The following is a 23954-nucleotide window of genomic DNA, read 5'->3' on the forward strand; positions in this document are numbered from 1 at the left end:
CCTCTGTGTGGCTTCCCGGTTCCTGCGGCGCAAAAAGAACCCTGGGGTCCGACCCGAGGTTCGCCTTTCACGATACTCGCGTTGACGGACGTGGGTGCAAACGGCCATCTGGGATCGCGCGGATCCTTCGCGTGGCAAGGTGTTACGAGATCCATTGGCGGTGAGCGGCTTGTCGAGACTATCATGCGCGCTGGCCGCAGGGGCGCTGTGGCTCCTGGCGAGCGGGCCGACCCTGGCGCAGTCCCAGAATCCCTCGCTGTCAGGCGCGCGGCAGCCTCAGGCCGCGCCGCAGCAGCCTCTGGCTTTCCCTGTCAGCCCCTATTCCGTGACGCTGCGCGTCGACCAGATGGAACTGCTGGGCCGTGTCCTGGCCGAAGCGCCCACCCATGGCTTCGAACTGGGCGCCTTTTCGCCTGATCAGGCCCTGGCGCTGCTGGCCTCGCGCGATGTCGCCGCCCGCCAGACCGGGCAGGGCCAGCTGATCGGCCTGACCCTGGCCTATGCCAAGGCCGTGCGCTCGGGCCGGTTGCCGCTGACCAGCTTCCGCACCGACTGGGGCCTGCGCCCGGCGGTCTATGATCCCGGCCCCGAATTCGTCCAGGCCGTCGCCCAGGATCGCCTGGGGCCGTGGCTGGACACCCTGCCGCCGCCCTATACGGGCTATCAGACCCTGCGCCGGGGCCTTGTCACCTATCGCGACATCGCCGCCCGCGGCGGCTGGACCATGCTGCCGGCCGGGCCGGATCTGAAGCAGGGCTCGACCGATCCCCGCGTTGTGGCCCTGGAAGCCCGGCTGGCCGTCGAGGATGCGACCGTGGCCGTGGATGGCGTGGCCCTGTTCGACGAGGCGCTGGTCCAGGCCCTGATGCGGGCCCAGAAGCGCTTTGGGCTCAACCCCAATGGCGTGCTGGACAAGAAGACGCTGGCCGCCCTCAATACGCCGGTCGCGCTGCGCCTGGACCAGATCCTCGCCAATATGGAGCGCTGGCGGTGGTTGCCGCAGGTGCTGCCGGCCGACCGCATCCAGGTCAATATCGCCGCCGCCGTGCTGTCGGTGTTCCACCATGACGTCCCGACCCTGACCATGCGCGCCGTCACCGGCCGGCCCGGCGACGAAACGCCGATGCTGCAGTCGAACATCCACAGCATCGTGCTCAATCCGCCCTGGAACGTGCCGTCCTCGATCGCCGCCAAGGAGCTGTGGCCTAAGGAGCGCGCCAATCCCGGCTATTTCGCCCGCAACGACTTCATCGTCATCCCGACCGAGGGCGGCGGCTCGCGCCTGCAGCAGAAGGCCGGACCCAAGGCCGCCCTGGGCCTGATCAAGTTCGATTTCGTCAATCCCTATGGCGTCTATCTGCACGACACCCCCAGCCGCGCGCGCTTCGCCAGCTTCAGCCGCCTGGCCAGCCACGGCTGCGTGCGCGTCGAAAAGCCGGTCGACCTGGCTCGCGCGGTGATGGAAGGCGACGCGACCTGGACGCCCGAGGTGATCGACGCGACCATCGCCGGCGGCAAGACCGTGCGGGCCCAGCTGCCCCAGCAGATCGCGGTCTTCCTGCTGTACTGGACGGCCTATGTGACGCCCGACGGCCAGGTCAATTTCCGCGACGATCCCTATGGCTGGGACCGCCTGCTGGTGCAGCGGATCGCCGCAGCCCTCTCCGGCTCAGCTTGACCTTCTGGCCGGCCTGGGGTGTCCTGCGGGCAGTACGGTGTCAGGGATAGCGTCATGATCGCACGGCGTAAGTTTTTTCAGTTGGGTTTGAGCGCGCTTGGCGCCGCAGCGATAGGCCCGTCGGCCCACGCTCAGGACGATATCATCGGCGCGCTTCTGGAAGCCCAGACGCCGTTGACGCCAGCCCCCGTCGCGGCGATCCAGCCGGTGGTCGAGGCCGCGCCCAAGTGGGTCTCGCTGTATAACCTCCACACCGACGAAAAGTTGCAGGCCGTGTACTGGGAGAACGGAACCTATGTTCCCGACGCCCTGCAGGCCCTCAACAAGGTGCTGCGCGATCATCGCACCGGCGAGGTCGCCCCGATGAACGTCCAGCTGTTCGACCTGCTGACCGACATCCATCGCAAGACCGAGACCAAGACCGCCTTCCAGATCATCTCGGGCTATCGCTCGCCGGCCAGCAACCGCCTGCTGGCGGAGCGCAGCGGCGAGGTCGCAAAGCGCAGTCTGCACATGGACGGCAAGGCGATGGACATCTATCTGGAGGATGTCGCCCTTGATCGCCTCCGCGCTGCAGCGCTGGATCTGAAGCGGGGCGGCGTCGGCTATTATCCCGACAGCAAGTTCGTGCACGTCGATGTCGGGCCGTTCCGGCGCTGGCAGGGAAGTTAGGCCCGCAAGGGCAGGGGGCCATCTATGAGCGCTGAACGTCGCAGCAATCCGTTCGGATGGATCTTCCTGGGCTTTGTCGTGGGCGTCATCGCCACCTTCGGCGCCATCCTGTTCCTGACCGCCGGCCTGGGCGGCTATGACGAAGGCTCAGACGAGCTGCGCACCGCCGCCGACGATGCGGCCGCTGCGGCGCTGAATGCAGGACCTGTCGCCGCGTCCGCACCTCGCAAGATCGAGGCTCCGGTCGTCGCTCAGCCCGTCACGACACCGACGCCGGTGCGTGAAACACCGCCGGTCGACGCTCAGATGGCCGACGACGCTGCGGCTGCAGGCATGACCTCGCGCGCGGCGCCGGACCAGCCGACCAACTAGGGTCTTTTAGGGATCAGGCCGCTTCGCTCTCGGGCGGCCGCACCCTCTGCGCCGCCAGATGCGCCAGGCGCGTGATGGTCAGCAGTTGCTGTTCCAGGTCTTCGATCCGCTCGGCCTGCCGGATCACCAGCCGCTCCAGATCCTGCAGGCGTTCTTCGACACGTTCGGCCATGAGGCTCTCCGCATTGGCAGGCCCGCCATGGAGCGCGCGCCGCTGCAGTCGGTCAAGCCCTTGGGTGCGATTGCACGATCGCGAGCCCGACGGGCGGCGTCATCCCGGAAACTTGGGTCGGAGCGTGGCTCCGGCTCGAGTTTTCCGGGATGACGCGCCAGATCAGGACTTCGGGGCCGCCATCACCGGCAGGGTCTTGGACTTGGCCTTGTTGGCCTCGTGCTGCTGGGGCGGCAGCGGGATCAGGCCGCGCGACTGCAGATAGCCGCCCCGGCCGGTGGCGGCGTCCGAGACGAATTCGTTGACGAACTCCTTGAGGCCCGGCGTCACACCGATCTGGCTCTTCTTCACGTAGATGAAGAGCGAGCGCGAGATCGGATAGGTCCCGTTGGTGATGGTGGTCACGGTCGGTTTCACGCCGTTGATGCTGGCGGCCTTGATGGTGTTGGCGTTCTGCTCGAGGAACGAATAGCCGAACACGCCCAGGGCGTTGGGGGTCTTCTGGATGGTGCCGATAATGGCGTTGTCGTTCTCGCCGGCGTCGACCCAGCCGCCATCGGTGCGCATCGGCGCGACCTTGGCCTTGAAAGCCTTTTCGTCGTCGGCCTTCAGCTTGGTCAGGGGCGGCAGCTTGCCGGCGCCGCCCTCGATGCCCAGCTCGATCCAGGCGTCGCGGGTGCCCGAGGTGGGCGGCGGGCCATAGACCAGGATGCGAGCCTTGGGCAGGCCCTGGCTGACCTCGTTCCACGACTTGTAGGGGTTCTTGACCAGCTGGCCGCCGCGCAGGGTCTGGTCGGACAGGCCCAGATACAGGTGCTCGAGCTTGAAATTGTAGTCCGGCGACTTCTTGTCCATCGCCACGACGATGCCGTCGAAGCCGATCTTCAGCTCGACGATGTCCTTGACGCCGGCCTTCTTGCAGGCTTCGAACTCGGACTTCTTCATCGGGCGCGAGGCGTTGGCGACGTCGGGATACTTCTCGCCCATGCCGCCGCAGAACATCTTGATGCCGCCGCCCGTGCCCAGGCTTTCGACCTTGGGCGACTTCTTGCCGGTCTTCTTGGCGTAGTTCTCGGCCACGCGGGTCGTGAACGGGAAGACGGTCGAGGAGCCTGCTGCCCACACATAGTCGCGCGCGGCATAGGCGGTGTCGGCGGCGGCCAGCAGCCCGAGGGCGGCGGCGGCTCCAAGAAGCTTGGTCATGGTGATAGGTCCGGATTTTGCGGGGTCAGACGGGAGAACGCACCGCCTTCAAACATGGTCTAGCGAGCTTTATCAAGGTTTTACGACGGTCGGTGATCCGGAAATCTGTATGCGGATTAATGGCGCAGGCGCCCTTTCGCGCCTCGCGGACGACCTGTTCATCGCCTCGCGGCTGCGGCGTTGCGCCTCTCGCCGGGCGAGCGCGCTGGCCCTATGTGGGGGCTGCTGTATCCTGTAGCTTCCCGCCCTGAATCAGATGCCGTCCCGTGCGGCCAGAAGTGAATCGAGTCTCCGTGGCGCTTCCGACCAAAGCCATCATTCTCAGCGCGGGCCAGGGCAAGCGTCTGTCGCCGCTGACCGACACGCGCCCCAAGTGCCTGGTCGAGCTGTCGGGGCGCACCGTGCTGCACTGGCAACTGCGCCATCTGCTCCAGGCCGGGATCACCGAGGTGGTGGTCGTCACCGGCTTTGCGGCCGACACTGTCGAGGCCGAGATCGCGGGCCTGGACCTGCCCGGCCTGACCGTGCGCACCCTGTTCAACCCGTTCTTCGGCCTGACCGACAACCTGGCCACCTGCTGGCTGGCGCGCGGCGAGATGGTCGGCGACTTCCTGCTGCTGAACGGCGACACCCTGTTCGAGCCGGCCATCGCCGAGCGCCTGATGGCTGCTCCGCCGGCCCCGATCACCGTCACCATCGATCGCAAGGACGGCTACGACGCCGACGACATGAAGGTGGCGACCGAGGGCCTGTCCCTGCGCGCCATCGGCAAGACCATCGAGACCTATGACGCCGAGTCGATCGGCTTCCTGCGCTTTGACGCCGAGGGCGCGGCCCTGTTCACCAAGATCGTCGACGCCGCCCTGCGCACGCCGGAGGGCCTGAAGCGCTGGTACCTCAGCGTCATCAACCAGATCGCCCAGGAGCACGACGTGGTGCGGGTGCAGTCGATCCAGGGCCTGGACTGGGCCGAGATGGACTTCCCCGAAGACCTGCCGCGCAATCGCGAACTGGCGGCGTCGTGGGTGGCGGAGCTGGTCGAGGCGTAGGGTTGCCCCGGCCTACTTATAGGCCGGAATGATCCCGCCCAGGCGCTTGCCCATTTCCTCGGCCAGGGCCTGCACGCCGTTCAGCGGCCGCATCATGACCTCAAAATCGACGATCCTGCCGTCTTCGTCGAAGCGGACGAAGTCGATCCCCTTGACCGCCTTGTCGCCGACCATGGCGCTGAATTCGAGCACGACGTTCAGCCCGTCGTCGGTCGTGGCCTGCCGGTGATAGGCGAAGTCGGCGAATACGGTCAGCACCGTGCTCAGCGCCAGCACCACGGCGTCGGCGCTCTTGTGGGGCTTGAAGGCTACCGGCGAGCGGAACGTCGCGTCGGGATGGACGATGGACCGCAAGTCGCCCAGGTCGCCGTTGGCGACCATCTCATGCCAGGCCGACAGGCTTTTGGCGGCGGCGGGGTGGAGTTGGGGCAGATCAGTCATGGGGGGCTCCCTAGGTTCGAGACGTTCAGCGCTCGATGATCGTCCTGACCAGATCCAGGTCCGACGGCTTGTCGACGTCCACCGCCGCCAGGCCGTAGGACGAGCGCACGATGGCGGCCTTGACGCCGGCGGCCCGGCCCAGACGCTCCAGCGTCTCGTCGATGGTCATCAAGCCCAGCACGTAGCGGCCCAGCATGACCGGGCCGAGCAGGGCGGCGATCTTCCAGGGTTGCTTGCGCAGGCTCTCGGCCTTGCGCCAGAAGGCCACGGCGTTGAGGGCGGTCTCGTTGCGCAGCAGGAACAGGTTGCAGCCCGAATAGCCGCCGTCCTTGAACCGCCAGTAGGTCCGCTTGGTCTCCGGCGCCGCCGCGCGGACGACAGCCTCCGGCGCCATCAGGACGGCGAAGTCGCAGTCGGCCGGGGCCTTGGCCAGGAACTCGGTGATCCATTCCGGCTGGAGCAGGGCATGGTCGACGGTCGTGACCAGCAGCGGCGTGCCCATGATGCTGGCGCCGTCATGGACGCTCTGGCTGGGACCGCCGGCGGCGGGCAGGGGAGACGCCTTGGCGACGCCCGCCAGGGCCTCCACCAGGGCGATATCCGAGGTCGAGACCCCGATCCGTGTCGCGCCGGCCTGATCCAGGGCCCGCAGGACGCGGGTCAGCAGGGTCTCGCCGCCCAGTACGATCAGGCCCTTGTGGCTGACGCCGGCATAGTCGGCGACCGGATCGATCCCGCCGCGCGAACCCGCCAGAACCAGAGCCTGGAAGCTCACAACGCTTTCTCGTAGAGGCGATAGGTCTTGTAGATCGTCGCGCCCATGGCTTCGGAAATCCGCCGCATCGGCATGTTCTCTTCCAGAACCCACGAGAACTCGAACTTCGTATAGCCCAGGGCCAGCGAGGCGTTACGGCCGGCGTTCATCAGGTGGAAGGGCAGCAGCTGGCCGCGCATCGTGTCGGCGAACTTGCGCTTCACGCCCATCAGCGGCACCCGCGCCGACTTCACACCCCTGACCTTCAGCCGCCACAGAAGCTTGGCCCAGCCGAACGGCAGCAGCTTGCCCTTCAGGTCCCGGATGGCCTCGTTGACGTTGGGCAGCAGCACGATGAAGCCCGCGGGCTCGCCGTCGATCTCGGCGAACAGGGTCATCTTCTTCTCGATGACGGGTTTGAGGGCCTTGGCCAGTTGCCGGGTCTCGGCCTCGGTGGTGGGCACGAAGCCCCAGTTGCCGGCCCAGGCGTCATTGAGGATCGCCGTCAGCGAGACGACCTCCTCGTCATAGCGGCTCATGTCCAGCTCGCGCAGCACCACACCGTCGGGCAGGCCGCGCTTGACCCGGCGCACCACGACGGCCGGCAGATCGGCCGTCGGGTCGCAAACATAGGCGTAGACGTCCTTGGCCTTGGCGTAGCCCTGCTGCTCCACGCGGCCGCCGGTATAGGCCGGGTCATGGCCCATCATCACCATGGGCGGACTGTCAAAGCCGTCGACCAGCAGGCCGACCTCCTCGTTGATCGACAGGTTGAACGGACCCAGGGCCGTCGTGCAGGCGCGGTCGCGCAGCCAGTCCTCGGCGGCGCGGAACAGCACCTTGAAGACGGCCGGATCATCCTCGGCGGCGATCAGGCCGAAATTGCCGGTCTTCTGGCCTTCCGCCTGCGGGGCCAGGGCGTCGATCTGGGCGCTGATCCGGCCGACGTCGCGCCCCCCGCGCACGGCCAGGAACAGCTGCACCTCGGCGTGCTCGAAGAACGGATTGGTCTTGGGCGACAGGGCCTCGGACCGCTCCATCATCAGGGGCGTGATCCAGTTGGGATCGCCGGCATTGAGGCGCGCCGGCAGCTTGATGAACCGCTCCAGCTCGGCCGGGGTGTTGACCGCGATGACCCGTAGGTCGGCGTCTTGGGAGTCGAACGGCATCAGCCCTCCAGATTGATCAGGGCGTTGATCGCCAGGGCGCCAAAGATCACAGGGCCGCCCCAGACGGCCAGGATCGGCGAGATCGCACCGCTTTCGCCCAGCGCCGACAGCAGGCCGTCGACAACCAGGAACACCAGGCCAGACGCCAGACCCACGGTCAGCAGCACAGCGCCCTGCCGGCTGCGGAAGTTGGCCAGCGCCACCGGCGCGCTCAGCAACAGCATGATCAGCGCCCCGAACGGGCCGGCATAGGCGCCCAGCAGGCGGGTCTCGTAGTAGCTGGGCGGCCGATCGGTGCCGCCATTGAGCAGGGCGCGTCGGGCCGAGCCCGCCGACGGCGCGGGATTGTCCGAGAACAGGGCCTGGACGTCCAAGGGCCGCAGGGGCGAGGGCCAGGTTATCTGGCTGGTGGTGACGGTGTCGACGCGTTGGCCGGAAAAGCGGGTTGTCACCGCTTGGGACAGGTTCCAGTCCTTGCCGGCAAAGGTCGCGGCGGGTGCGTCCACCCGCTCGATCAGGCGGCCGGTCTCGTCACGGCGGTAGATCTTGACGGCTTGCAGGGCGCGGCCGTTTGGCGCGGCGCTGGCGGCGATCACCAGATCGTCGCCGACCCGGAAACTGACGGGGCCGTTGGCCTTGCGGTCGGCGGCGGGCGTGTGGGCCTCCCACCAGGTGTCGAGGATCGGGTCGGTGCGCGGGGCGATCACCTGGGCGCAGGTGAAGTCCAGCAGCATCATCGCCACCGCCGCCGGGGCGGCCATGGCCACGATGCGGTAGGCCGAGATTCCCGCCGCGCGCATGGCGATAATGGCGCTCTCGCGGGCCAGTTGCGAGAAGGCGAACAGGCCGCCGGCCAGCACGCTGATCGGCGCGATCTGCTCGATCAGCCGCGGGGCGCGCAGGGCGGCGTAGTACAGCACCCCGCCCACGCCCAGCCCCCGGTCGAGGATGTCGGTGGTGACTTCCAGCAGGTCCAGGACCTGCAGGATGCCCATCAGGACAGCGGCGGCGCTCAGGATGCGGCTGGCCGCGACGCCCAGAACATAACGCTGAAGTCTCATGACGCGGCCTGACGGCGAGGAGCGACCATACGAACGGCCCGGTCGATCGTTTCGCCGATGCGGCGGACCACGCGGCTGATGGGCGTGTCGCCGGGCCGCTTGCGACTGCCCATGAACATCCAGACGCTGAAGCCGGTGAAGACCAGGAACGGTCCCCAGATCGCCAGCAGGGCATTGGCCTTGCCGGCTTCGGCCAGGCTCTGGCCCAGCAGCAGCGAATGCTGGAAGGCCAGGAGCAGCACGCCGGCCACGATCAGGCCCGGGGTGCGGTTGCCGCGCTTGGCGGCCAGGCCTAGCGGGAAGGCCAGCAGGGGCAGGAAGGGCAGGAAGGCGGCCCGGGCCAGCCGGCCATAGAGCTCGGCCAGCAGGGTCGGCTTGGGCAGGATGGAGGTGTTGGACGCGGCCTGCCGGGCCAGTTCGTTCAGGGTCAGCTCGCGCTCGTCGCCGCCGCGCGCGCGCAGCAGGGTGGCGGCGCCGGCCAGGGGCATCTCGGTGATGAACTGGTCGAAGGCCAGGGTGCGGTAGCCGCCGGCCGCGTCCAGGCCGATCCGCTGGCCGCGTCGCAGCAGCAGGGTGACCTTGTCGCCGCCCGGACTGGCGCTGAGCGTGGCGGTCTGGGCGGTGATCACTTCTTCGCGGCCCTTGTCGTCGAGGCGGCGGATAAAGATGCGCGTCAGGCTCTGACCGGCCGGATCGGCGCCGTCGGCCGTCATCAGCAGGTTGTCTTCGTCGATGAAGGCGCCGCCTGACAGGCGTCCGTTCCAGCCGGCGTTGACGGCCGCGTGCATCACCGAGCGATAGGCATAGCGGCTGTAGGGCTGGCTGTAGCCGAACAGGGCCACGCTGAAGAGGCTGAGAAACAGGCCCACGCAGACGAAGGGAATGGCGATGCGGCTCAAGGACTGTCCGCTGGCCAGCAGGGCGTCGATCTCCGAGCCGTCCGACAGCTTGGTGATGACGATGAACAGGGCCACGAAGAAGGCCACAGGCAGGGCCAGGCCCAGATAGTGCGGCACCAGATTGGCGGCCAGTTCGGTGACATAGCCAAAGCGGGCGCTGCTCTGCGACAGGGCGTCGAGCAGGCGCAGGACCCGCTCCAGCAACAGGGCAACGACCGTGACTCCCAAGCAGCCGACCATCGGCCAGGCCACCAGCTTGAGCATGTAGCGGTCAATCAGACGCAGATTGATCACGCCGCCGACCAGTCGCTGGCCAGCAGGGTCGCCAGGGCCGCAGCGCTTGGCGGATCCAGATCCACCGTCGCGCCCAGGGCCGGGGCGGCCGGCCAGCCGGCGTCAGTGAAGGTGCGGCCCTCATGGACGCGGACACCTTCGTATCGGGGAATGACGTGGAAGTGCACGTCGCGGTCGACCATCATCAGCATCAGATAGTTGATCTTCTCGTAGGCCACGAACCTGCCCAGTAATCGCTCGATTCCGTCGATCGCCACCTTCAAATCAGCGAAGGCGGCGGGGCTGAGCTGAGAGAAGGCTTCCGCCGCTTCCTTGCATACAAGGACCAGGGCCCCAAGCGTTGGCTGCTTGGGACGAACCAGAACAAGCCAGTGGTCGGTTTCGGCCACCCTGGTGTCGGGGTAGCCAAAGTTCACGGCGGTTGGATTGGTCATGTGCGGGCTCTTCCCGTGGCGTCGCGCGCCGCCGATTCACAATAGGGACGCGGGCTTTTTCATGGAAGTGCGATCAGCACTAGGCCAGCACGTACCGGCCCAGCTCTGCCACATCACCGGTTTGCGGATCCAGCCCGCGCGCGATGACCCGAACCGACACCGCGTCGGCGCCATCTCGGGTGATCTCGATGGCGTGCCAGCGCGCGGCCGGGTGCTTGCCCCGTCCCAGGGCCGAGGCCGAGGGCACGCCCAGGACGGGGATCGCCGCGCCGTCCGGACCTGGTGTGGTCGCCACCAGCCCTTCGTGAGCGTGGCCGTGCAGCACCAGATCGACGCCCTGGCGGGCCAGGATCGCACCTAGGCCCTCCCGGTCGTCCAGCGACTTGCGCCTTGAAACGGCGCCCGGGGTCGGCGGGTGGTGGATCAGGACCACCCGGAACAGGTCGCGATGAGCGGGGTCGGCCAGCAGGGCCTCCAGCCGCGTCAGCTGCGCCTGGCCCAACCGGCCGGTCGCCAGATGCGGCGCGGTGGGGATGGCCGAGCACAGATTGATGATCGCCACACCGTCGCGGATCCGAAGTCTGGGAAAAGCGACTTCGTCGCCGTCGCCCAGCCAGTCCGACCAGGCGGCGAATCGTTCGGGGCCCGTTGCGCCGACCAGGGCGTCATGGTTGCCCGGGCTCAGAGTGATCCTATCTGACGCACCAAGCCCGTTCAGCCAATGGCGCGCGGCCTCGACCTCGACGGTGGAGGCGAAATTGGTCAGATCGCCGGTGACGGCGATGTGGTCGGGCGCATAGGTCTTGATGTCGGCGACAAGGGCGGCCAGCACGTCGGGCTGATGCTCCTTGTGCTTGCGCCGCCAGGCGATGCGGCTGAGCAAACGCTTGGAAGCGAGGTCCCGCCAGCCGAACGCCCCTGCGGGTGGCGGCAGATGCGGGTCGGAAAGGTGGGCTATGCGGAATATCGACAAGTCAGAATCGCGCTTTTTGGCCATAAACGAAACGAAGCTGCTTATCATTCGCCACGAATTTCCAGGGGTTCTCGCACATTGACCGGCGGAAGTAATCAGGGCGGCGACGCCAGGCCGGCGGCCATCACGGTCGGCCAGGCGTCCACGCGCATCTGGGGCATGACCTCGGCCCAGCGCCTGTCGCGGATCTATGGCCGCGTGGGGCTGAGCGAAGTCACGCGCGAAACGGCGCCCGCCAACGGCGACGTGGTGGTGGTCGACGCCGGCTGGGTGTTCGATGAGGCGCTGATCCGCGCCCTGGCGGGACGGCCCGGCGTGGCGCTGATCGACGAGAGCGGCCGCGTCGTGGCGTTCAACCTGCCGGCCGATCGCGCGCTTGCCGTCGGCGAGGACCTTTCTGCTGTGGTCGGTGAGGCCCCGCGTCTGACAGCCATGGAACTGGGCTCGGCCTATAACAGCGAACTGCGCAAGCGCGAGCCGCCGGTGCTGGAGCGCCTGACGCCCGAGACGGTCGATGCAGTCGAGAAGCGGTTGTTCAAGGGCTCGTACAAGGGCGTCACGGACCTCGTGACAAAATATGTCTGGCCCGCGCCGGCCCGGGTCGTCACCCGCTGGTGCGCCCTTGCCAAGATCACGCCCAACCAGGTCACCTTCGCCAGCTTCCTGATGGTGCTGGCCGCCTTCTGGCTGTTCTGGACCGGCCAGTATGGCCTGGGTCTGGTCTGCGCCTGGATCATGACCTTCCTGGACACCGTCGATGGCAAGCTGGCCCGGGTGACCCTGACCTCGTCCAAGTGGGGCAATGTCTTCGATCACGGCATCGACCTGATCCACCCGCCGTTCTGGTGGTGGGCCTGGTTTGTCGGCCTGGGCGCCCTGGGCTTCACCGTGCCGCACGGCGGGTTGCTGCTGGCCATCGTGGTGGGCGGCTATGTGGCCCAGCGGGTGGAGGAGGGGATCTTCCTGTCGCTGTTCAAGGTCGAGATGCACGCCTGGCGGCCGTTCGACAGCTTCTTCCGGCTGATCACCGCGCGGCGGAACCCCAACCTGCTGTTCATGACCGCGACCACCCTGGTCGGCCGGCCTGACATCGGCTTCGTGCTGGTGGCCGCCTGGACGGCGATCTGCTTCGTCGTGCACGCCAGCCAGATCGTTCATGGCCTGCTGACCCCCAGGGGCGGCGTCACCTCCTGGCTGTCGCGCTGATGAAGGTTGGCGTCGTCCACAATCCGCGCAGTCACGCCAATATGGGGCGCAGCGCGGAGTACTGGGCTCCGGATGATGTGATGCTGGTGCGGCCGGCCACGCGCGAGGCGCTGGAGGTCGACCTGATAGCCTTCGCGGCGCGCGGCGTTGAGCTGCTGGTCATCGACGGCGGCGACGGCACGATCCGTGACGTGCTGAGCCTCCTGCCGCGCGCCTTTGGCCAGGCGTCCCCGCTGATCATTCTGTTGCCGTCCGGAAAGACCAATGTTCTGGCCATTGACCTGGGCGTGCGACGGGGCTGGACGCTGCACGAAGCGCTGATTGCGGCGCGCTCGCCCAAGGCGGTGATCAAGTATCGCGCGCCGCTGGAAGTGTCCTGGGACGATGGGCGGGCGGCCATGAGCGGCTTTGTGTTCGGGCTCGGCGCGTTCGTGCGGGCCACCAAGATGTCCAAGAGCGTCAACCGGATGGGGGCGTTTCACGGCCTGTCCGTGGGCCTGACCCTTATCGGTGCGGCGACGGGCGCGCTGTTTGGCGGCGCGCGCGACCACTGGCGCGAGGGGGTGCCGGTCGAGCTGTCCATCGACGGGGAGCCGGCCCCCAAGGGCAACCGCTTCCTGTTGATGGCGACGACCCTGAAGCGCCTGCCCCTGGGCATCAAACCGTTCGGGCCGCCCCGGGAGGGCCTCAAGGCGCTGGACGTCGACGCCCAGCCTCAGCGGCTGCTATCGGCCTTGATCACCCTGCTGGGCGGCGGAGATGCGCCATGGCTGGCAAGGCAGGGCTATCGCCGCGGAGATGCAAAGTCCCTGCGCATTCAGACCTGCGACGCGTTTGTGCTCGACGGCGAGGTCTATGAAGGATCGGGCGGCCTGACCGTCTCTCTTGGGCCTACCCTGCGGTTCCTGGCGTCATGACCAGCCCCGTGCTGGCGATGGTCGAGGCCGAGTTGCGCGCCCCTGCGCCGCCGCATGCCGTCGCCTTCGCCCGCCAGTTGGTCTCTGCGTTTGAAAATCCCGTGGCCGTGCTGTTCTACGGCTCGGTTCTGCGCACGGGCGACCTCGACGGCGTCATGGATTTCTATGTGCTGACCAGCCAGGCCCGTCGCGGCTGGCGCGGTGTGGTCGCCCGCAAGCTTTGGCCGGACGTCAGCTATCACGAGGTCGAGCACCAGGGCCGAACCCTGCGCGCCAAGGTCGCGTCGATGACTCTGGCCCAGTTCGCTCTGGCGGCGCGGGGGCGTGAGATCGACACCACGATCTGGACGCGCTTCGTCCAGCCCTCGGCCCTGGTCTGGTCCTCGAGCGCCGAGATCGAACCGGTCGTGATCAACGCCGTAGCCGAGGCCGCCCACTCGGCCGCGCGGTTCGCGGCGGCGCTGGGGCCTGTCGAGGGCCCGTCAGAGGCCTATTGGTCGGCCCTGTTCCAGCAGACCTACAAGGCCGAGTTCCGCGTCGAGCGCGGCGGTCGCGAGCAGTCGATCCTGGCCTTCGACGCCGAGCGCTATGATCGTCTGCTGGTCGCCTGCTGGCGCGAACAGGGCCTTTTGGACATTCTCGCGCCCGGATCCGTCCAGCCCAATCTGACCGAAGAGGCGCGGTCCCGTTTCGGGCGCGCCTGGCAGGTGCGGCGGCGGATGGGCAAGTCGCTGAACGTCGCCCGTCTGATCAAGGCCGCCTTCACCTTCGAGGGAGCCGCCCGCTATGCGGCGTGGAAGATCGAGCGTCATACGGGCGTGCCGGTGCCGTTGACGCCGTGGCGCGAGAAGCACCCGGTGCTGGCCGCGCCGGGCGTGCTGTGGGACCTGTGGCGCGCCCAGAAGGCGCGAAAGGCCGAGGCTTAGCCGCCCCGGCCTTGGGCGGCGTCAGGCGGAAACGCGCTGGCGCTGGTTGTCGATTACACCCATCGCGGCGCCGACGCTGGCGAACACGGACAGGACCTTTTCAATCTGCTCGTCGGTATGGGCCGCGCTGACGCTGGTGCGCAGCAGCGGACGGCTGTCGGGTGTAGCCGGCGGCAGGGCCAGGTTCAGATAGACGCCGTTCTGCAGCAGGGCGTTCCACATGCCGATCGCGCGTTCCTGATCGGGCATGGTGATGGCGACGATCGGGCTGGCGGTCGGGCCGGTCTGGAAGCCCAGCTCGGTCAGGCCGTCATAGAGGCGACGGGCGTTGGCCATCAGGCGATGGCGCAGTTCAGGCATTTCTTCCAGGCGCCGCAGCGCGACCAAGGTCGAGCTGACCACGGCCGGCGGCAGCGAGGCGGTGAACATGTAGGGACGGCAGACGACGCGCATGACGTCGAAGTCGTCCATGTTGCTCACGCAGAAGCCGCCGATGGCGCCCAGGCTCTTGGAGAAGGTGCCGACCACGAAGTCGACATCGTCCTCGACGCCTTCCTGTTCGGCTAGGCCGCGACCGTTCTCGCCCAGCACGCCCATCGAGTGGGCTTCATCGACCAGCAGGTAGCCGCCCAGTTCGCGCTTCACAGCGGCGATTTCCTTGAGCGGCGCGGTGTCGCCGATCATCGAATAGATGCCTTCGACCACGATCAGGCGCTCGCCGGGCATGTCCTTCATGCGGCGCAGGCGCTTGTAGAGGTCTTCGGGGTCGTTGTGGCGGAAGCGGATGACCTCGGCGTGGCCAAGGCGCGAACCGTCATAGATGCTGGCGTGGCTGTCGGCGTCCAGGATCAGGTGGTCGCCGCGACCCACCAGGGTCGACAGAACGCCCAGATTGGCCTGGTAGCCGGTGGTGAACACCATGGCGTGCTTGCGACGATAGAACTTGGCCAGGGCCTGCTCGAGTTCGACATGGGCTTCGAAGCTGCCGTTGGCGATCCGCGAACCGGTCGTTCCGGTGCCCCGCTCCTGCACCGCCTTGACCGAGGCCGCGATGCTTTCGGCGTCGAAGGTCAGACCAAGATAGTTGTTGGTGCCCAGAAGGATCGTGGGGCGGCCGTCGATAACGCCCTCGGTCGGTGAAACTACCGCATCGAGCCGGACGTTGAAGGGATCAGCCCCGGCTGCCCGGATCGCTTGATAGGCATCGCGGTAGCCGAGATGTTTGTCGAACAGCCCCATAGTTATCCCTTATTCCGAAGATCTTTTATCAGATTGGACAAGTCGCCCACCGTCTCGACCGAGGCCAGATGATCAAGCGGGATCGAGATGTCGAACGCGTCTTCCAGCTCCATGATGATGTTCATCAGAGCCAGGGAATCGACCTGAAGGTCACGGCCGATATGCGTCTCGTCGGAAACCTCAACGGTGCGTCCCAGCACCGAGGACGCCGCCAGGCCGATTTCACGCAAGGTAAGATCTGTAACCGCTTTCATATCGACTCGCTGAAACCCCCGTTAGCGGGTCTGACTGGCTCCAATTGTAACAGCCTCATTGTCGGATTTCTGTCAAAATTGGCTGCTACAATCAGTCCATAGAAACTAAAAATCCCTTTGCGCGATACCATTGCACGCTTTGGGCGAAACCTGAGTCGATCCCGTATCGCGGAGCGATAGCGCTGGGAAGACTTTCGCTGTCCGAGACGCTCCAATCCAAATGGAGCATTTCGCGCGCTTTGCCAGTCGTGAAAATCGAAATCTTCCCATTGGCGAGTGATACGCCTTCGGACAGTTGCGCCAGGGCGCTGATTAGCCATGTGGGCACGCGGGCGATGTAGGGCGCTTTGCCCACCGCGCGCGCGGCTGCAGTCATCACCTCGGTCCAGCTGTATCCATCCGTGCGCGCGTCCGACAGGGCGAAGACCCCAGACCGGTGATCGATGGCCAGACCCGCGATCGCGGCGACGGCGTCCTCGACATGGATCATGGCGATCCGGGCGGCGGGATCGAGCGCCGGCAGGAACGGCGCGGTCTGGGCCGCCTTGAACAGGCCCAGGGTTTCCATGTCGCCTGGCCCATAGATGGCCGGCGGGCGGACGATGGTCAGGCTGTCGCCGATCACCTCTCGCGCCGCCTCCTCGCCGCCGCGCTTGCTGGCGGCATAGTCCGACAGCGACGGCTCCCGCGCCGCCAGGCTGGAGACGAGCACGAGCCGCGCGCCGGCGGCCCGTGCGGCCAGGGCCACGTCCCTGGAGCCGTCAACATTGGTGCGATCAAAGTCCGCCCGCGACCGCGCCTTGATCAGGCCCGCGACATGGATGACCAGGGTTGCGCCCGCGCAGAGCCGGTCCAGGGCGGCGCGATCCGAAAGGCCGCCGATGACGATCCGGGGCTCCAGCCCCTGCCAGTCCGGATCGATGATGTCGCGACGGGACAGAACCCGCACGGTCCAGTCGTCCGCAACCAGGGCGCGGACAAGGTGACGGCCCAGGAAGCCGGTGGCGCCGGTGACCGCAACGACACCCCGGCTCATGCTCAGGCGCGCTCGGCGTAGGCGCCTGCCAGGAAGGCCGCCTTGGCCTTGGAGCGGCTCAGCTTGCCCGACGAGGTCTGGGGCAGGGCGTGGGCGCCGACCAGATGCACCTGGGTCTCGACGCTGTGGCGCAGGCGCAGGACCGTGGCGACCTGTTCGGCCAGGGCCTTGCGGGTCTCGGGATCGCCGCCGCGCGCCTGGACCAGGACGACCACGACCTCCTCGCCTTCGCCGGGCGTGGAGAAGGCGGCGACGTCGCCACTGCGCAGGCTCTCGATCTCGGCCTCGGCAGTCCACTCCAGGTCCTGCGGCCAGATGTTGCGGCCGTTGAGGATGATCAGGTCCTTGCCGCGCCCGGTGATGACGATCTCGCCGTCGATCAGATAGCCAAGGTCGCCGGTGTCCAGCCAGCCATCGGCCGACAGCACGCGGGCGGTCTCTTCGGGCTGTTCGAAGTATTCCCGCATCAGGCTGGGTCCGCGGGCGTAGATTCGGCCCACGCCGCGCTCGGGCAAGGCCGCGCCGTCCTGGCCCCGGACTTCCAGTTCATGGTGCGGCAGGACGGGGCCGTTGCGGGCGAAGTCGCGGGCGCGATCGGTGTCAGCGGTGATGACCGCCAGGCCCTGTTCCAGCTGCTCGACGTCCAGGGTCTCGACCTTCAGGCCCTGACCCAGCGGCGACATCGACAGGGCCAGGGTGGCCTCGGCCATGCCGTAGCTGGCGACAAAGGCGCTTTCGGAGAAGCCGACCGTCTTGAAGCGCTCGGCGAAGGCGCGCAGCGGGCCTGTGCGGATCATGTCGCCGCCCAGGCCGGCGCTGCGCCAACCCGACAGGTTCAGATGCTCGATCGAGGCGGCCTCGGCGCGGCGGGCGCACAGCTCATAGCCGAAGGTCGGGCTGTAGCTGATGGTGCCGCCGTTCTTGGTCATCAGGTCCAGCCACATCAGCGGCCGGCGCACGAAGGCTCCGGTCGGCAGCAGGTCGACCGTCATCTGGCTGGTCATGGGGCTCAGCAGGAAGCCGATCAGACCCATGTCGTGATAGAGCGGCAGCCAAGAGATGGCGCGGTCGGTGGGGCGAACCTGCAGGCCGTCGCGGGTGATCGCCTGGGCGTTGGCCATCAGGGCGCGATGGGTGACCACCACGCCGGTCGGGAAACGAGTGCTGCCCGACGAGAACTGCAGATAGCAGGTGCGATCAGGCGCGATGACCGGCAGCTCGGCGCCAGCGGCGGGCGGGAGGTCGGCCAGGGTCCCGGCGAAGCTCAGCGGCTGTTTGGCGGCGATCTCGGGCAGCCAGGCGGCCATCGAGCTCGGGCCGATCAGGACCGAGGCCTTGGCCGAGGCCAGCATGCGGGCGATCTGCGCGATATAGGCTTCGCGACCGCCCAGCGGCGCCGGCAGGGGCAGGGGCGCGGGCGGCAGGCCGGCATATTGGCAGGCGAAGAAGGCGCGGACGAAGTCGGCGTCGGTTTCGGCGATCAGGCCGACGCTATCGCCGGGCCGGGCGCCGGCGGCCAGCAGGCGCTGGGCCAACTCCATCGCCTGTTCGCGCAGACGAGCATAGGGCAGGGCCTCGACCAGTTCGCCGCGCAGCGAATAGAGGTTCACACCCGTCTCGCCCTGAGCCGCGAAGTCGAGCGCGGCCGTCAGGGTGGGGAAATCAGCGAAACGAACCGTTCGCCCGGCGCCAGTCGGAGTCATCATCATCACCTGCCGCCTTTGGCGTCGTTTGCGTCATCGGCGCAAGAGGGTTCGTTGTCACTGAGGACGGACGATCGCGCAAGTCGCACGCGGAGTGTCAGAAACATCCCGATGGCCATGGCGACAGCCGCCCCGACCAGCGCTGCGCCGGCGCCGTTCATGCCGAACATCTTGACCAGCGGCGCCAGCGCCAGAAGAAACACCACGCTGACCACCATCCGGACCCGCAGGGCGGCGCCTGCGGCGCGCATCGAGACCAGCATCGGCTCCAGGGGCAGGGCCAGCACGCCGATGGCGGCGGCGGTCACCTGCCAGGTCATGACGCCGGACGCCCCGACATAGGCCTCGCCCATGATCAGGCTCAGCAGGGGCTTGCCGAACAGGGTGGTGACCAGCAGCAGGAGACCGGCCACCGCGCCGCCCAGCAGGGCGACCTGCCCGGCCAGCTTGCGCATCGCCGCGTCGCCGCCGAGCGCGCGGAGCTTGGCCAGTTCGGGATAGAGCGCCGGGACCACCAGCCGGGCCGGCTTGGCCATGCCGTCGGCCACCTGGCGGCCGATTCGCCACAGCGCCGCCTGGGTGGGCCCCAGCAGTGAGCCGACCATCAGGGTGATGACGTGGGTGAAGGCCACATCCAGGCTGCTGCTGAAATTGGTCGCCCAGGCAAATTTCCACACCCCGGGCAGGCCCTCGCCCAAGGGGCCGATCAGCCTGAAGCCGTCGAGCATCCTGCGCTGGGCAAGCTCACGCCAGGCGATGGCGCCCACATAGAGGAACGAGGCCAGCGGGCCGGCCGCCCAGGCCAGCAGGAACGCCCACAGCGGCGCGTGGAGGGCGAACGCGATGCCCGCGCCCACCAGCCGCACGATCGAGCTGACCGCCTGCTCGCCCGCCAGATAGCGGAACTTGTCGAACAGTCGCAGCAGGCCCACCGATGTCGCCGAGGTCATCACCGCGATGGTCAGGGCGTAGAGCGCTGCGGCGGGCGCGAGCTCCCGCGACCAGCCCAGCAGCGAGCCGAACAGCAGGGCGCCGACCACGCCCAGCGTCACGCCGACCAGGCCGCTGCTCAGGTCCAGAAACAGCGAAAAGCGCACCACCTGCTGAAAGCCCTGGCGGTCGTTCTTGAGCAGGGGTTCGGCGCCATATTGCAGAACCGTCTGCCAGGACTGGAACTTGACCACCTCGCCCAGGAACTGGGCGAAGGTCGTGATCAGGTAGAGGACGCCCATCTGGGCCGGGTCCAGGCCCCGGGCGGTCAGGGCGATATAGGCCAGGCCGACAATGGCGTTGACCGTGCGGCCGCCCAGCAGGGTCCCGGCATTGGCCAGGACGCGGGCGAAGACGGAGCGCTCGGCGGTCATGCGGCTTTGGCGGTCCGCGCCAGCACGCGCTCGGCGATGGCGCGGGCGGCGCGTTCCGACGACGGCGTGGCCGTCAGGTCGAAGCTCTCGGCGAAGCCGCTCTTCTGGATCTCGACATAGTCGCCATGACCCAGACGGGCGGCCTCGACGGCGTCGGTCAGGTGATCGACCGAGGTCAGCACTGGGCCGTACTGCCAGTGGTGGAAGCTTTCATCGCCCTGCCAGGCGACCTGGCCGGGATTGAGAAACAGGCACGGCTTGGGCGTGCGCAGGAACTCATAGACCTGGCTGGAGACGTCACCCAGATAGATGTCGGCCGCGCGGGTATAGGTCATGTCGATGGCGGCCGGACCGCCCAGGTCGATATGGATGCGCGGGTGATTTCTGAACGGCTCCAGGGCGGCCAGCATGGCCGGGCCGGCGCCGTCGAACAGCCGGATGTGCGGCGCGAAGATCAGGTTGAAGCGGTCATCGGCCGCGAACTGCTCCAGCACCCTGACGCCGAACTGCGGCCACGAGCCCAGCGTGGCGTGGAAGTGTGGATTGTAGACGACGATGGGCTTTGCGCCGGGGAAGACCGGCATCGGCGAGCCGGGCAGGGCGTCGATGATGTCGAACTTGGGATAGCCGACCATGGCGCAGTTTTCCGGCTTCACCCAGCCGCCCTCGACCATGCGGTCTCGCTGCTTGGGACCGGCGGCCATGACCAGATCGAACAGGCGCAGCCGCGGCTCGAACACCCCGCCCCGGTCGCCCGCGCCGTGCTGGGTATAGACCAGCATGGATTTGCGAACGCCGAACTTGCGCAACAGGGCGGTGGTGCGCTCGGGCGTGACGATGGCGTCCATCTTGCCCAGGGCCATGGCGTTGGCGGCCAGCATCAGCGCCTTGGGCGGCGTCGAGGCCTCCTTCAGGCGCACCCGGCGCAGCCAGGCCGGCGGCAGCAGGCGCGAGGCGATGGGGGCGCCGCCAAGGGCGTCCAGAAGCTGGCGGGCGTAGTCGAGGTGTTCCTGGGTGGTGGCGGCGATCTCGACCTCGATCCCGGGCCAGCCCCTGGCCAGGGCGACAGCGATGGGGAGGCTGTGCAGGATCTGATGCGTCTGGGCGATGTAGAGAAAGCAGACCTTGGGCCTGGGTGGCGCGGACCTGACGGGGCTCATGAGCGTTTCGCCAGCCCGATCAATTGCCGGGATTGAGGCGCGAGCGCACCCGACCCTTGAAGATCACCCGGTCGCCCTTGTCGGTCACCGAATAGCTGTCGGCCTGCACCTGATTGCCCGAGGCCGCGCCGCGCACGGCGGAGTCGCCCATCACCTCGCCGGTGCGCGTATCGATCACGGCTTTTTCGGTCTTGAACGCGTAGCCGTCGCCATTCTGGATCTCGACGTCGCCCGTCAGCAGAAGGGCGCCCCCGGACTCGTCGTAATTGCCCAGCCTTGCCACGATCTGGGTGGGATTGTCCGAGCCGTAGCCGCGCGTCAGCTTCGGGGATTCCAGGGCGACCTTATTGGGGTCGACCTTGTCGCGCACGGCGGCGGTGGCGACGATCAGAAACGCGCGCCCGTCCTTCATGGAGCCCGTAAAGCGCGGATTTTCCATCCGCAACGGCGCACCCGCGACGACACTCGACGCCTTGGTTTCGGCAGCGTGGATGGCGGCCTGCGTCAGGATGGCCCCGCTGACCATCACTGCGACAGCAGGCAAGACAAGGCGCAGAGCGCTGACCGACTTGCGGCGGCGAGGGCGAATCTTGCGCCTCGTGACGAGGACTGAGGACGGAGCAAACGAGGTCATGACAGCCGGTACGCAAAGCGTTGAGCTATCGGCTTAATCCCGTCAGAGCCGACTCCCAAGAGATATTCGACGGGCTCGCAGCTGCGCTACTCGGCACGCCAGAGCCAGAAGGCGTGAAGACAACGACCGGCCCGCCTCTGGCGAGCCGGTCGTCTCAAATCCCAGAGGATCAGCCGTTGACGGCGTCCTTGAGTTGCTTGGCAGGCGTGAAGGCGACCTTCTTGGAGGCCGCAATCTCGATAGCCGCGCCCGTGGCCGGGTTACGGCCGGTGCGGGCCGGCTTGGCCTGGACCTTGAACTTGCCAAAGCTCGGGATCGAAACTTCTTCGCCCCTAACGGCGGCTTCGGTCACGGCCTTGAACACGCCGTCGATGATTGCCTTGGCTTGAGCCTTGGTCAGCTTGTCGTCAGCGGCGACTGCGGCGTCGACCAGATCGGAAACGTTCATTTTGATAGCTCATCCAATGTGGAATCAAGGAGCGTCGAGCCTGACGAACCGGGAAGGATTTGTCACGTCATCCCAGCAAATACGGGCATTTCTGCGTCACGAAAGGCAAGGTTCACCTCCCCGGGCCTGTAAAACTCTGACAACATGCCGAGATCTGCGGGTCTGAGCGTGGTGACGCTCAACTCATGCCATGGTAGCGATAACAGAAATTGGGGGATACGCATGGCGGACGCCGGGCATACGGGCGCGAAGGACGGCGTTGTCGTCGGTCGCAAGGACGGACTGGTCATCGGCGCCGCCTCGGTCGGCACGGTTTTCGAGTGGTACGACTTCTACCTGTACGGTTCGCTGGCCACCTATATCACCCACCATTTCTTCTCCGGTGTGAACGAGACAACGGGCTATATCTTCGCGTTGCTGGCCTTTGCGGCCGGGTTTGCGGTGCGCCCTTTCGGGGCCCTGGTCTTTGGTCGCCTGGGCGATCTGTGGGGCCGCAAGAACACCTTCCTGGTCACCATGCTGCTGATGGGCCTGTCCACCTTCGTGGTCGGCTTGCTGCCCAGCTATGAGCAGATCGGCATCATCGCCCCCATCGCCCTGGTGCTGATGCGCCTGTTGCAGGGTCTGGCCCTGGGCGGCGAATATGGCGGGGCGGCGACCTATGTCGCCGAGCATGCGCCGGCCAATCGGCGCGGGCTCTATACCAGCTTCATCCAGATCACCGCGACGTTTGGCCTGTTCCTCAGCCTGATCGTCATCATGGCGACTCGCAACGTCATCGGCGAGGACGCCTTCAAGGACTATGGCTGGCGCATTCCGTTCCTGATCTCGGTGCTGCTGCTGGGCGTGTCGCTGTGGATCCGCCTGCAGCTTTCCGAAAGTCCGTCGTTCCAGAAGATGATCGACGAGGGCAAGGGCTCCAAGAAGCCCCTGGCGGACAGCTTCGGCAAATGGGGCAACCTGAAGATCGTCATTCTGGCGCTGGTGGGCCTGACCGCCGGCCAGGCCGTGGTCTGGTACACGGGTCAGTTCTATGCGCTGTTTTTCCTGGAGAAGATGCTCAAGGTCGATGGCGGCCTGACCAACATGCTGGTGGCGATCTCGCTGCTGATCGGCACCCCGTTCTTTGTGCTGTTTGGCTGGCTGTCGGACAAGATCGGTCGCAAGTGGATCATCATGGCCGGCTGCATTCTGGCCTGCCTGACCTATTTCCCGCTGTTCAAGACCCTGACCGTCGCCGCCAACCCGCAACTGGCGTCCGCCGTAGCAACTTCGCCGGTGACCGTGTTCGCTGACCCGGCCGACTGCTCGTTCCAGTTCGATCCGATCGGCAAGACGGTGTTCAATACCTCCTGCGACCTGGCCAAATCCTATCTGGCCAAGGCCGGCGTCACCTATACGAACGCAGCGGCTCCCGCCGGGACCGTGGCGCAGGTCAGGATCGGCGAGACCGTCCTGCCGTCCTTCGCGGGCGACACGCTGGACAAGGCGGCGTTCAAGGACCGCAAGAAGGCCTGGGAGGCCCAGCTTGGCGCGGCGCTCAAGACGGCCGGCTATCCCGCCAAGGCCGACAGCGCCTTGGTCAACAAGCCGCTGGTGGTCGGGATCCTGACCCTGCTGGTGATCTATGTGACCATGGTCTACGGGCCGATCGCCGCCATGCTGGTCGAGATGTTCCCGACCAATATCCGCTACACCTCGATGAGCCTGCCCTATCACATCGGCAACGGCTGGTTTGGCGGCTTTCTGCCGACCACGGCCTTCGCCATGGTCGCGGCCACGGGCAATATCTATTACGGCCTCTGGTATCCGATCGTGGTGGCGGGCGTGACGGCCGTGATCGGCATCCTGTTCCTCAAGGAAACCAAGGACGTCGATATCGAGGCCTAGGGTCGC

The 23954-nt window shown here is 67.1% G+C and carries 25 protein-coding genes; 8 read left to right on the plus strand and 17 right to left on the minus strand.

Annotated elements, in window-relative coordinates; all coding sequences use genetic code 11:
- The first annotated feature begins 169 nt into the window (after nt 1-169).
- The 3 genes from ACN2C7_RS09260 to ACN2C7_RS09270 are packed head-to-tail and all read left to right on the plus strand — an operon-like array spanning nt 170 to nt 2722.
- The gene (locus ACN2C7_RS09260; protein ID WP_419321226.1) at nt 170-1678 is read left to right on the plus strand and encodes a L,D-transpeptidase family protein; all 1509 of its coding nucleotides are present in this window, start codon (nt 170-172) and stop codon (nt 1676-1678) included.
- Nucleotides 1679-1732: 54 nt separating this feature from the next.
- On the plus strand, nt 1733-2350 hold the full coding sequence (locus ACN2C7_RS09265) for a DUF882 domain-containing protein (protein ID WP_419321227.1): 618 nt from the start codon (nt 1733-1735) through the stop codon (nt 2348-2350).
- 24 nt (nt 2351-2374) lie between these two features.
- The gene (locus ACN2C7_RS09270) at nt 2375-2722 is read left to right on the plus strand and encodes a hypothetical protein (protein ID WP_419321229.1); all 348 of its coding nucleotides are present in this window, start codon (nt 2375-2377) and stop codon (nt 2720-2722) included.
- Between the two features lie 13 nt (nt 2723-2735).
- Here the strand turns inward: ACN2C7_RS09270 and ACN2C7_RS09275 are convergent, their stop codons facing one another.
- Together ACN2C7_RS09275 and ACN2C7_RS09280 are read right to left on the minus strand one after the other, a co-directional pair.
- Nucleotides 2736-2894 carry a hypothetical protein gene (locus ACN2C7_RS09275; protein WP_419251608.1) on the minus strand — a complete coding sequence of 53 codons (159 nt, stop codon included), beginning with the start codon at nt 2892-2894 and terminating at the stop codon, nt 2736-2738.
- Between the two features lie 162 nt (nt 2895-3056).
- Entirely contained in the window at nt 3057-4097 is a 1041-nt protein-coding gene (locus ACN2C7_RS09280; RefSeq protein WP_419321231.1) for a substrate-binding domain-containing protein, read from the minus strand.
- 293 nt (nt 4098-4390) lie between these two features.
- Between ACN2C7_RS09280 and ACN2C7_RS09285 the strand changes: the two genes are divergently transcribed.
- A complete protein-coding gene (locus ACN2C7_RS09285) occupies nt 4391-5146 on the plus strand; it encodes an NTP transferase domain-containing protein (RefSeq protein ID WP_419321232.1) in 756 nt (251 codons plus the stop codon).
- 12 nt (nt 5147-5158) lie between these two features.
- Here the strand turns inward: ACN2C7_RS09285 and ACN2C7_RS09290 are convergent, their stop codons facing one another.
- The 7 genes from ACN2C7_RS09290 to ACN2C7_RS09320 form a co-directional block, all read right to left on the minus strand.
- Complete coding sequence (locus ACN2C7_RS09290; protein ID WP_419321233.1) at nt 5159-5587, minus strand: nuclear transport factor 2 family protein; 429 nt, start codon at nt 5585-5587, stop codon at nt 5159-5161.
- Nucleotides 5588-5612: 25 nt separating this feature from the next.
- Entirely contained in the window at nt 5613-6362 is a 750-nt protein-coding gene (locus tag ACN2C7_RS09295; RefSeq protein ID WP_419321234.1) for a nucleotidyltransferase family protein, read from the minus strand.
- Nucleotides 6359-7510, minus strand: coding sequence for a dATP pyrophosphohydrolase (locus tag ACN2C7_RS09300; RefSeq protein WP_419321235.1), 1152 nt, complete (start codon nt 7508-7510; stop codon nt 6359-6361). Before ACN2C7_RS09300 ends, ACN2C7_RS09295 begins: the two co-directional genes overlap by 4 nt.
- A complete protein-coding gene (locus tag ACN2C7_RS09305) occupies nt 7510-8571 on the minus strand; it encodes an LptF/LptG family permease (protein WP_419321236.1) in 1062 nt (353 codons plus the stop codon). The genes ACN2C7_RS09300 and ACN2C7_RS09305 overlap by 1 nt, the downstream gene beginning before the upstream one ends.
- Complete coding sequence (locus ACN2C7_RS09310) at nt 8568-9734, minus strand: LptF/LptG family permease (protein WP_419321447.1); 1167 nt, start codon at nt 9732-9734, stop codon at nt 8568-8570. Before ACN2C7_RS09310 ends, ACN2C7_RS09305 begins: the two co-directional genes overlap by 4 nt.
- A gap of 26 nt (nt 9735-9760) precedes the next feature.
- Nucleotides 9761-10198, minus strand: coding sequence for an HIT family protein (locus tag ACN2C7_RS09315; protein ID WP_419321237.1), 438 nt, complete (start codon nt 10196-10198; stop codon nt 9761-9763).
- A gap of 79 nt (nt 10199-10277) precedes the next feature.
- Complete coding sequence (locus tag ACN2C7_RS09320) at nt 10278-11171, minus strand: metallophosphoesterase family protein (RefSeq protein WP_419321238.1); 894 nt, start codon at nt 11169-11171, stop codon at nt 10278-10280.
- A gap of 159 nt (nt 11172-11330) precedes the next feature.
- On the opposite strand from ACN2C7_RS09320, the gene ACN2C7_RS09325 reads away from it, so the two are divergent.
- From ACN2C7_RS09325 to ACN2C7_RS09335, 3 genes are read left to right on the plus strand one after another with little or no spacing between them, the layout of a single operon-like run.
- Nucleotides 11331-12377 (plus strand): CDP-alcohol phosphatidyltransferase family protein, encoded by a 1047-nt coding sequence (locus tag ACN2C7_RS09325; RefSeq protein ID WP_419321448.1) that lies wholly within the window; start codon nt 11331-11333, stop codon nt 12375-12377.
- Complete coding sequence (locus ACN2C7_RS09330; RefSeq protein ID WP_419321239.1) at nt 12377-13294, plus strand: diacylglycerol/lipid kinase family protein; 918 nt, start codon at nt 12377-12379, stop codon at nt 13292-13294. The genes ACN2C7_RS09325 and ACN2C7_RS09330 overlap by 1 nt, the downstream gene beginning before the upstream one ends.
- Nucleotides 13291-14220 carry a hypothetical protein gene (locus ACN2C7_RS09335; RefSeq protein ID WP_419321240.1) on the plus strand — a complete coding sequence of 310 codons (930 nt, stop codon included), beginning with the start codon at nt 13291-13293 and terminating at the stop codon, nt 14218-14220. The genes ACN2C7_RS09330 and ACN2C7_RS09335 overlap by 4 nt, the downstream gene beginning before the upstream one ends.
- A 21-nt stretch (nt 14221-14241) precedes the next feature.
- Here the strand turns inward: ACN2C7_RS09335 and spt are convergent, their stop codons facing one another.
- The 8 genes from spt to ACN2C7_RS09375 all read right to left on the minus strand — a co-directional run bounded on the left by spt (nt 14242) and on the right by ACN2C7_RS09375 (nt 22058).
- Nucleotides 14242-15459 carry a serine palmitoyltransferase gene (gene spt, locus ACN2C7_RS09340; protein WP_419321241.1) on the minus strand — a complete coding sequence of 406 codons (1218 nt, stop codon included), beginning with the start codon at nt 15457-15459 and terminating at the stop codon, nt 14242-14244.
- Between the two features lie 2 nt (nt 15460-15461).
- Nucleotides 15462-15713: an acyl carrier protein gene (locus tag ACN2C7_RS09345; RefSeq protein WP_419321242.1), complete on the minus strand. Its 252-nt coding sequence runs from the start codon at nt 15711-15713 to the stop codon at nt 15462-15464.
- Nucleotides 15714-15804: 91 nt separating this feature from the next.
- Nucleotides 15805-16749 (minus strand): NAD-dependent epimerase/dehydratase family protein, encoded by a 945-nt coding sequence (locus ACN2C7_RS09350; protein ID WP_419321243.1) that lies wholly within the window; start codon nt 16747-16749, stop codon nt 15805-15807.
- A 2-nt stretch (nt 16750-16751) separates the two neighbouring features.
- Complete coding sequence (locus ACN2C7_RS09355) at nt 16752-18455, minus strand: fatty acyl-AMP ligase (RefSeq protein ID WP_419321244.1); 1704 nt, start codon at nt 18453-18455, stop codon at nt 16752-16754.
- A gap of 2 nt (nt 18456-18457) precedes the next feature.
- The gene (locus ACN2C7_RS09360) at nt 18458-19816 is read right to left on the minus strand and encodes a lipopolysaccharide biosynthesis protein (protein ID WP_419321245.1); all 1359 of its coding nucleotides are present in this window, start codon (nt 19814-19816) and stop codon (nt 18458-18460) included.
- A complete protein-coding gene (locus ACN2C7_RS09365) occupies nt 19813-20976 on the minus strand; it encodes a glycerophosphotransferase (RefSeq protein WP_419321246.1) in 1164 nt (387 codons plus the stop codon). The genes ACN2C7_RS09360 and ACN2C7_RS09365 overlap by 4 nt, the downstream gene beginning before the upstream one ends.
- Nucleotides 20977-20995: 19 nt before the next feature.
- Nucleotides 20996-21520, minus strand: coding sequence for an LPS export ABC transporter periplasmic protein LptC (lptC, locus tag ACN2C7_RS09370; protein WP_419321247.1), 525 nt, complete (start codon nt 21518-21520; stop codon nt 20996-20998).
- A 259-nt stretch (nt 21521-21779) separates the two neighbouring features.
- The gene (locus ACN2C7_RS09375) at nt 21780-22058 is read right to left on the minus strand and encodes an HU family DNA-binding protein (protein ID WP_419321248.1); all 279 of its coding nucleotides are present in this window, start codon (nt 22056-22058) and stop codon (nt 21780-21782) included.
- Between the two features lie 222 nt (nt 22059-22280).
- Here ACN2C7_RS09375 and ACN2C7_RS09380 point away from each other — a divergent pair, with 222 nt between their 5' ends.
- A complete protein-coding gene (locus ACN2C7_RS09380) occupies nt 22281-23948 on the plus strand; it encodes an MFS transporter (RefSeq protein WP_419321249.1) in 1668 nt (555 codons plus the stop codon).
- Nucleotides 23949-23954 lie beyond the last annotated feature (6 nt).

It is taken from the genome of Caulobacter sp. ErkDOM-E (assembly GCF_048541895.1).
GTDB lineage: Bacteria > Pseudomonadota > Alphaproteobacteria > Caulobacterales > Caulobacteraceae > Caulobacter.

What these genes read in the sequence shown, in the direction of transcription:
- ACN2C7_RS09265 (WP_419321227.1), top strand. Translation starts at nt 1,733, where the DNA reads ATGATCGCACGGCGTAAGTTTTTTCAGTTGGGTTTGAGCGCGCTTGGC.
- ACN2C7_RS09270 (WP_419321229.1), top strand. Translation starts at nt 2,375, where the DNA reads ATGAGCGCTGAACGTCGCAGCAATCCGTTCGGATGGATCTTCCTGGGC.
- ACN2C7_RS09275 (WP_419251608.1), bottom strand. Translation starts at nt 2,894, where the DNA reads ATGGCCGAACGTGTCGAAGAACGCCTGCAGGATCTGGAGCGGCTGGTG.
- ACN2C7_RS09280 (WP_419321231.1), bottom strand. Translation starts at nt 4,097, where the DNA reads ATGACCAAGCTTCTTGGAGCCGCCGCCGCCCTCGGGCTGCTGGCCGCC.
- ACN2C7_RS09290 (WP_419321233.1), bottom strand. Translation starts at nt 5,587, where the DNA reads ATGACTGATCTGCCCCAACTCCACCCCGCCGCCGCCAAAAGCCTGTCG.
- ACN2C7_RS09300 (WP_419321235.1), bottom strand. Translation starts at nt 7,510, where the DNA reads ATGCCGTTCGACTCCCAAGACGCCGACCTACGGGTCATCGCGGTCAAC.
- ACN2C7_RS09305 (WP_419321236.1), bottom strand. Translation starts at nt 8,571, where the DNA reads ATGAGACTTCAGCGTTATGTTCTGGGCGTCGCGGCCAGCCGCATCCTG.
- ACN2C7_RS09310 (WP_419321447.1), bottom strand. Translation starts at nt 9,734, where the DNA reads ATGCTCAAGCTGGTGGCCTGGCCGATGGTCGGCTGCTTGGGAGTCACG.
- ACN2C7_RS09315 (WP_419321237.1), bottom strand. Translation starts at nt 10,198, where the DNA reads ATGACCAATCCAACCGCCGTGAACTTTGGCTACCCCGACACCAGGGTG.
- ACN2C7_RS09325 (WP_419321448.1), top strand. Translation starts at nt 11,331, where the DNA reads ATGACCTCGGCCCAGCGCCTGTCGCGGATCTATGGCCGCGTGGGGCTG.
- ACN2C7_RS09330 (WP_419321239.1), top strand. Translation starts at nt 12,377, where the DNA reads ATGAAGGTTGGCGTCGTCCACAATCCGCGCAGTCACGCCAATATGGGG.
- ACN2C7_RS09335 (WP_419321240.1), top strand. Translation starts at nt 13,291, where the DNA reads ATGACCAGCCCCGTGCTGGCGATGGTCGAGGCCGAGTTGCGCGCCCCT.
- spt (WP_419321241.1), bottom strand. Translation starts at nt 15,459, where the DNA reads ATGGGGCTGTTCGACAAACATCTCGGCTACCGCGATGCCTATCAAGCG.
- ACN2C7_RS09345 (WP_419321242.1), bottom strand. Translation starts at nt 15,713, where the DNA reads ATGAAAGCGGTTACAGATCTTACCTTGCGTGAAATCGGCCTGGCGGCG.
- ACN2C7_RS09350 (WP_419321243.1), bottom strand. Translation starts at nt 16,749, where the DNA reads ATGAGCCGGGGTGTCGTTGCGGTCACCGGCGCCACCGGCTTCCTGGGC.
- ACN2C7_RS09355 (WP_419321244.1), bottom strand. Translation starts at nt 18,455, where the DNA reads ATGATGACTCCGACTGGCGCCGGGCGAACGGTTCGTTTCGCTGATTTC.
- ACN2C7_RS09360 (WP_419321245.1), bottom strand. Translation starts at nt 19,816, where the DNA reads ATGACCGCCGAGCGCTCCGTCTTCGCCCGCGTCCTGGCCAATGCCGGG.
- ACN2C7_RS09365 (WP_419321246.1), bottom strand. Translation starts at nt 20,976, where the DNA reads ATGAGCCCCGTCAGGTCCGCGCCACCCAGGCCCAAGGTCTGCTTTCTC.
- ACN2C7_RS09375 (WP_419321248.1), bottom strand. Translation starts at nt 22,058, where the DNA reads ATGAACGTTTCCGATCTGGTCGACGCCGCAGTCGCCGCTGACGACAAG.
- ACN2C7_RS09380 (WP_419321249.1), top strand. Translation starts at nt 22,281, where the DNA reads ATGGCGGACGCCGGGCATACGGGCGCGAAGGACGGCGTTGTCGTCGGT.